The sequence below is a fragment of the Salipiger sp. genome, assembly GCF_059781815.1.
The window spans coordinates 1-7,523 of sequence record NZ_JBYNAH010000243.1 but is presented as its reverse complement, the minus strand read 5'-3'; the positions used below and the strand labels follow the sequence as shown (position 1 = coordinate 7,523).

Genomic DNA, 7,523 nt, shown 5'->3' with positions numbered 1-7,523 from the left:
TGCCGCGATCCGCGCCCGCTGTGGGAAGCCCGTGGTGGCGGCGGACGGTGGCAAGCTTGCCACCGCGCAGGAGGTTCAGCTCGCCTTCGGCCCGCGCTGGCGCGTGCTCGACAGCCGCGCACTGGGCTGCGGCGAGGGCATCGCCGTGCTGTCTCTGGCCGAGGCCGCGCAGGGCGATGGCTGCCTGCTGCACCCGGCGCTGATGGACATCGCTACCGGCTGGGCGATGGAGCTAATCGAGGGTTACCAGCCGACCCATCTCTGGGTGCCGGTGAGCTATGCCCGCGTCCGCGTGCACGCGCCGCTGACCGACCATATCGTCAGCTGGGTCCGCAACGCCGCCGAGAACCGCGCCGATGCCGAGACCGCGAGCTTCGACATCACGCTCTCGGCCCCCGATGGCGCGGTGCTGGTGGAGATCTCGGGGTTCACCATCCATAAACTCGCCCAGCCCGACATCCTGCACGCCGCGCCGCGCCTCACCGCTGCCGAGCTCGAGATCGACGGCGCCTCGGGCGGCGCGCAGCCGCTCTCGCCCGCCGAGGAGCGGCTGGCCCACAACCTGAGCCAGGGCATCCTGCCCGACGAGGGCGCGACCGCCTTTGCCCGCGCGCTGGCGCTGGGGCTGCCGCAGGTGGTGATCTCGTCGATGGATCTCGACCAGCTCACCCGCCAGACCGCCGCCGCCACCGCCGAGAAGGGCGAGGTGCAGAAATTCGACCGGCCCCAGCTCGACGGCGATTACGTCGCGCCCGAAAATGATATCGAGCGCACGCTGTTGGGCTTCTGGGAAGAGCTGCTGGGGGTGCAGAATGTCGGTGTCGAGGACAGCTTCTTCGACCTTGGCGGGCACAGTCTCATCGCGGTGCGGCTGTTCTCGATGGTCAAGAAGGCCTACCGCGTCGAGTTCCCGATCTCGGTGCTGTTCGAGGCGCCCACGATCCGCAAATGCGCCGGCATGATCGCCGAGCAGGCGGGCATCTCCGCCACTGCGGAAGACGGCACCGAGGCCGCACCCCGGGCGCCCGAGCGCCGCTTCACCCATCTCGTGCCGATGCACGATGGCGAGGGCGGGCCGCGCACGCCGTTCTTCCTTGTCGCCGGCATGTTCGGCAACGTGCTGAACCTGCGCCACCTCGCCAACCTGCTGGGCGCCGACCGGCCGTTCTACGGCCTGCAGGCGCGCGGGCTCTACGGCGGCGAGGATCCGCATGGCAGCATCGAGGAGGCCGCGCGCGATTACATCGCCGAGATGCGGCAGGTGCAGCCCGAGGGGCCCTACATGGTCGGCGGTTTCTCCGGCGGCGGTATCACCGCCTTCGAGATCGCTCGCCAGCTCGAGGCGATGGGCGAGACGGTGGCGCTCTGCGTTCTGCTCGATACGCCGCTGCCCACCCGCCGGCCGCTCGAGCCAAAGGACCGGATGCTGATCCAGATGCAGGAACTGAAGGCCAAGGGGCTGTTCTACCCGCTGGTCTGGGCCCGCAACCGCATCCGCTGGGAAATCGAAAAGCGGCAGGCGAAAGAGGACACCGCCGAACAGCACAGCTTCCACAATGCCGAGATCGAGGCCGCCTTCCTGACCGCCGTGGCGCAGTACAAGGTCACGCCCTGGCAGGGCCGCCTGGTGCTCTACCGCCCGCCGATGGTGGGCAAGTGGCAGGTCTCGCAGGGGCGCATGGTCAACGCCGAGCGCGCCTACGTGATGCATGACAACGACTGGAGCCAGTACGTGCCGCATGTGGAGGTGCATGAGGTGCCCGGCGATCACGACGGCATGGTGCTCGAGCCCAATGTGCGGGTGCTGGCGGCGCTGATGCGCGAGGCCATCACGAGCGCTGAGGTGGAGCTGCGCGGGGGTTCGGAAGTGGTCGATTTCCCCGGCCGGGGCGGCCACCGGGCGGCGGAGTAACGTCATGGGTCCGAAGCTTCTGATCGTCTCGCTGAACTACCGAACGCCCGAGATGACGCTGCGCTCGGTGCAGGCGGCGCTGCGTGAGATGCAGGGGCTCAACGCCGAACTGGTGATCGTCGACAATGACAGCGGCGACGGCTCGTTCGAGGTGATGCAGGCGGCGCTGGCCTCCGAGGACTGGGCGCAGGGCGCGCCGATCCGGCTGCTTCAGTCGGGCCGCAACGGCGGCTTTGGCGCCGGCAACAACGTCGGCATCCGCGCCGGCTGGTCAGACGGCAGCGCCCCCGACTACGTCTATGCGCTGAACTCCGATGCCTTCCCGGACCCGGGCAGCCTGACTGCGCTGCTCGACCATCTCGAGAGCCATCCCGAGGCGGGCTTTGCCGGCAGCTACATCCACGGTGAGGCGGGCGATCCGCATATCACCGCGTTCCGCTTCCCCTCGATCGCGTCCGAGCTCGAGGGCGCGGCCCGGTTCGGCCCGATCTCGCGCCTGCTGCATCTGAGGCGCGTGCCGCTCGAGATGCCGTCGCAGACGCAGCCTGTCGACTGGCTGGCCGGGGCCTCGCTGATGATGCGGCAGAGCGTGCTCGACGAGATCGGCCTCTTCGACGAGACCTTCTTCCTCTATTTCGAGGAAACCGACCTTTGCCTGCGTGCCAAGCGCGCCGGCTACGAGACCCACTATGTCCGCGACAGCGAGGTCACCCATATCGGGTCGGTCTCGACGGGGATGAAGACTTGGGCGCGGGTACCGGGCTTCTGGCTCGACAGCCGCTGGCACTATTTCACCAAGAACCACGGGCGCGCCTATGCGGCCGTGGCAACGCTCGCGCATCTGGCGGGCGGGCTGTTCTGGAGGCTGCGGCGGGTGCTGCAGCGCAAGGCGCAGGCCGATCCCGACCATTTCCTGCGCGATCTCGTGTTTCATGACCTCAAGGCGATGATCCGGCCCCTGCCGGTCACACGTGAAACCAAACCTGGCCCGGTGTCGGCGGCGGTTCTTGGGGCACAGTCGGAGTAGGCAGTATGGCGCAGTTTTCCAGCGTGGTGATGGGCAATGAATCCCTCCTCGTGCAATGCAGCGAGAAGCTTCTGGCGGCGGGGCATCCGATCCGGGCGGTGATCACCCGCAACCCCGATATCGCCGATTGGGCGGCGGGGCGTGGGCTGACGGTGGTGGCACCCGGCAAGGGGCTGGCCGAGCGGCTCGAGGGGCTGGCCTTCGACTGGCTGCTCTCCATCGCCAATCTCGACATCATCCCCTCCGCCGTTCTGGCGCTGCCCGCCAAGGGCGCGATCAATTTCCACGACGGCCCGCTGCCGCGCCATGCCGGGCTCAACGCGCCGGTCTGGGCGCTGATCGAGGGCGAGAGCCGTCACGGCGTGACCTGGCACATGATCGAGGGCGGCGTCGACGAGGGCGACATCCTCGTCTCGCGCGGCTTCGACATCGCACCGTCTGACACCGCGCTGACCCTCAACACCAAGGCCTACGAGGCCGCTATCGACAGCTTTGGTGACCTGATGGAACAGCTCGAGCACGGGCTGCGCCGCTTCCCGCAGGACCTGTCGCTGCGCAGCTACCACGCGCTGGCCGACCGGCCCTCGGCGCACGGGCTGCTCGATTTCACCCGGCCTGCGCCCGAGCTGGCGCGGCTGGTGCGCGCGCTCGATCACGGCGGCTATGCCAACCCGCTCTCGGCGCCGAAGCTGCGCGCGCGCGGCGCGTTCTGGCTGGTCGGTGAGGCGAGGGCGGTCGAGGGCAGCGGCGCGCCGGGCGCGGTGCTCGAGGCGACCGACGATCACCTGACGGTGGCCTGCGGCAGCGGCGCGCTGCGAATGGCGCATTTCACCCATGTCTGCGGCGCTCTGGCGCTGGTGGCGCAGGTCGGCAAGCCGGGCGAGGCTCTGGAGCTTGTGTCCGAGGCCGAGCGTGCGGCCATCGCCGAGGCGGTGGCGCAGGTCGCGCCGCATGAGGGCCACTGGCGCAAGCGTCTGGCAGCGCTGTCTCCGGCAGAGCTTCAGGGGCTTGGCAAGTCGCAGGGCGAGGTCGTCTCGCGCCCGCTGGCTCTGGGCATTGCCGTTCCGGCGCATGTCATCGCTTGCGCCTGGGCGGCGCGGCTCGACGGGCACGAGATCTGCGATCTGGCCTATGCCGATGCTGCTCTGACCGGGCTGGCCTCGGGCGGGGTCATCGCGCCCTGGGTGCCGCTGCGGGTCGAGGCAACCGGTAGCGTGGAGACGCTGGGACAGAGCCTCGAGGCGGAGCTGGCCAATGTGCAGAAACGCAAGGGCTTTGCCACCGACCTGCCGGCGCGCGAGCCGCAGCTTCACGGCGCGCCGCAGGTGCCGCATATCGGCCTGAGCTTTGGCGCGGGCCACATCCTTGGCACCGCAATCACCGTCGAGCTGACCGCCGAGGGCGCGACCCTGCACACCGATACCGGGCGTCTGCCGCAGGCGCAGGCGGAACTGCTCGCCGCGCGGCTCGAGATGATGGCGCGCGAGGCGCAGGGGCACTCGGAGCTCGCCAGCCTGCCGGTTCTGCCCGAGGCCGAGCGCGACATGGTGCTCAACCTCTGGAACGCCACCGGAGAGGCCCACGATCGCAGCCTGACCATGCAGGCCGCCTTCGAGGCGCAGGTCGCCAGGACACCCGACGCCGTGGCGCTGGTCTTCGAAGATCAGAGCCTGACCTATGCCCAGCTCAACGCCCGCGCCAACCAGGCGGCGCATGTGCTGCGTGGCATGGGGGTGGGCGCGGGCAGCGTCGTCGGGCTCTTTACCCGCCGCTCGGTAGACCTCATGGTCGGCGCGCTGGGCATCCTCAAGGCGGGCGGGGCCTATCTGCCGCTCGACCCGGCCTATCCGGCGGATCGCCTGCGCCATTACATTGCCGACAGTGGCGCACCGGTGATCGTCACGCAAGCGGCGCTGAAGAGCGATCTGCCCGAGCACAGCGCCGACCTGCTGGTGATCGACGCCGACCCGCGCCTGCCGCAGGCGCCAACCGCCAATCCCGGCCCGGCCAGCACGCCGGAGGATCTCGCCTACCTGATCTATACCAGCGGCTCGACCGGCACCCCCAAGGGCGTGATGATCGAGCATCGCAACGTGTTGAACTTCTATCTCGGCATGGATGCCAACGTGCCGCACGACCCGGCGGGGACGTGGCTTGCGGTGACCTCGCTGAGCTTCGACATCTCGGTGCTCGAGCTGTTCTACACCACCGCGCGCGGCTTCATGGTCGTGCTGACCTCGGACGAGGACCGGGCGCTGATCTCGAACGGGCCGATGCCGCTTTCGGACCGCTCGATGCAGTTCTCGATCTACTACTGGGGCAACGATGACGGCGCCGGGCGCGACAAGTACAAGCTGCTGCTCGAAGGCGCCAAGTTCGCCGACCAGAACGGTTTCTGCGCGGTCTGGACGCCCGAGCGGCACTTTCACGCCTTCGGCGGCCCCTATCCGAACCCCTCGGTGACCGGTGCCGCCGTCGCCGCGGTGACGCAGAACATCGCCGTGCGGTCCGGCTCGGTGGTCGCGCCGCTGCACCATCCGGCGCGCATCGCCGAGGAATGGGCGGTGATCGACAACCTCACCAACGGGCGCGCCGGGCTGGCCATCGCCTCGGGCTGGCAGCCCGACGATTTCGTGCTGCGCCCCGAGAACACCCCGCCCAACAACAAGCCCGCGATGCTCGAGAATATCGACCAGGTCCGCCGTCTGTGGCGCGGCGAAAAGGTCGGCTTCCCGCGCAAGGACGGCACCCTGCACGAGGTGGTGACGCAGCCGCGCCCGGTCTCGGCCGAGCTGCCGGTCTGGGTGACCACCGCCGGCAACCCCGAGACGTGGAAAGAGGCGGGGCGGCTGGGCTGCAACGTGCTCACCCACCTGCTCGGCCAGTCGGTCGACGAGGTCGCCGACAAGATCCGGCTCTATCACGGCGCGCTGCGCGAGGCGGGGCATGATCCGAAGGACTTCACCGTCACCTTGATGCTGCACACCTTCGTGGCCGCCACCCGCGAGGAGGCGCGCGAGGTCGCCCGCGAGCCGATGAAGGACTACCTGCGCTCCGCCGCTGGCCTCATCAAGCAATACGCCTGGGCCTTCCCGGCCTTCAAGCGGCCGCAGGGGCTCAACAACCCGTTCGAGCTCGATCTCGAGATCCTCACCCCCGAGGAGCTCGACGCCATCCTCGACTTCGCCTTCGAGCGCTATTTCAACGACAGTGGCCTCTTTGGTACCGTCGAGGACGCGCTCGAGCGCACCGAGGAGCTGAAGCGCATCGGCGTGGGCGAGATCGCCTGCCTGATCGACTATGGCATCGAGCGCGAGCAGGTGCTCGACGGGCTGCGCCCGCTGGCGCAGGTGGTGCAGGGGGCCAACGTGGCGCCCGAGCTCGATGCGGGCGATTTCTCGATTGCGGCGCAGATCCTGCGCCACGAGGTCACGCATCTGCAATGCACGCCCTCGATGGCGCGGATGATCGCGATGAACGACGAGGCGCGCTACGCGCTCTCGAAGGTGCAGCACCTTTTCCTTGGCGGCGAGCCGCTGCCCGGCGCGCTGGTGCAGGAGTTCGGCAAGATCACCGAGGCCAGCGTCACCAACATGTACGGCCCGACCGAGACCACGATCTGGTCCTCGACCGAGGCCGCCGGGCCCGGCGATGGCGTGGTCAATATCGGCCTGCCGCTGGCCAATCAGCAGCTCTACGTGCTCGATGACGAGATGCGCCCGGTGGGCGTGGGTCAGCCGGGTGAGCTGTGGATCGGCGGCGAGGGCGTGACGCGCGGCTACTGGGGCCGCGAGGAACTGACCGCCGAGCGCTTCCTGCCGAACCCGTTCCATGGCGGGCGGATGTACCGCACCGGCGATCTGGTGCGCCGCCGCATGGACGGGCGCATCGATTTCATCGGGCGCGTCGATCATCAGGTGAAGATCCGCGGCTTCCGCATCGAGCTTGGCGAGATCGAGGCGGTGATGGAGGCGCAGCCGGGGGTGACGCAGGCGGTGGTCGCCGCGCGAGAGGACCAGCCGGGCGACATCCGCCTCGTGGGTTACTACACCGCCGAGACGGCGCTCGACGAGGCGGCGATGAAGGACGCCATGGGCGCCGATCTGCCAAGCTTCATGGTGCCGTCGCACCTGATGCGGCTTGAGAGCTTCCCGCTGACGCCGAACAAGAAGGTCGACCGCAAGGCGCTGCCGAAGCCCATGGCCAAGGTCGCCGCGCCGAAGCCGGCTGTCGCAGCGCCTCCGGCGCCCGAGGCAAAGCCCGCCGCGGCGCCGGTCCCGGCGCGCGGGGCAGGGCAAGGCAGCGCGCAGGTCGAGGCGCAGATCGCCGAGATCTGGTCGACGGTGCTGGGCGTGGCCGAGATCTCGGGGCGCGACAACTTCTTCGACCTCGGTGGCCACTCGCTGCTGGCGGTGCAGGCGCACCGCTCGATCCGCGATGAGCTGGGCGCCAAGGGGCTGTCGATCACCGACATCTTCCGCTTCCCGGTGCTGGCGGATCTGACCGCGCGGGTGGTCGGTCTCGTCGATCCCGGCGCCGCCCCGGCTGCCGCGCCGAAGCGCGCCGCGGCCCCGGCACCAGCAC

3 protein-coding genes are annotated in these 7,523 nt (G+C 69.3%); all 3 read left to right on the top strand.

Going from position 1 to position 7,523, the window contains the following annotated elements:
- Positions 1-1,912, top strand: a 1,912-nt coding sequence (locus AC6RA4_RS21325) for a thioesterase domain-containing protein (protein ID WP_500163745.1), incomplete at its 5' end; no start/stop codon positions are given.
- A 4-nt stretch (positions 1,913-1,916) separates the two neighbouring features.
- On the top strand, positions 1,917-2,939 hold the full coding sequence (locus tag AC6RA4_RS21320; RefSeq protein ID WP_500163744.1) for a glycosyltransferase family 2 protein: 1,023 nt from the start codon (positions 1,917-1,919) through the stop codon (positions 2,937-2,939).
- 5 nt (positions 2,940-2,944) lie between these two features.
- A partial coding sequence (locus AC6RA4_RS21315) for a MupA/Atu3671 family FMN-dependent luciferase-like monooxygenase (protein WP_500163742.1) occupies positions 2,945-7,523 on the top strand: 4,579 nt, incomplete at its 3' end.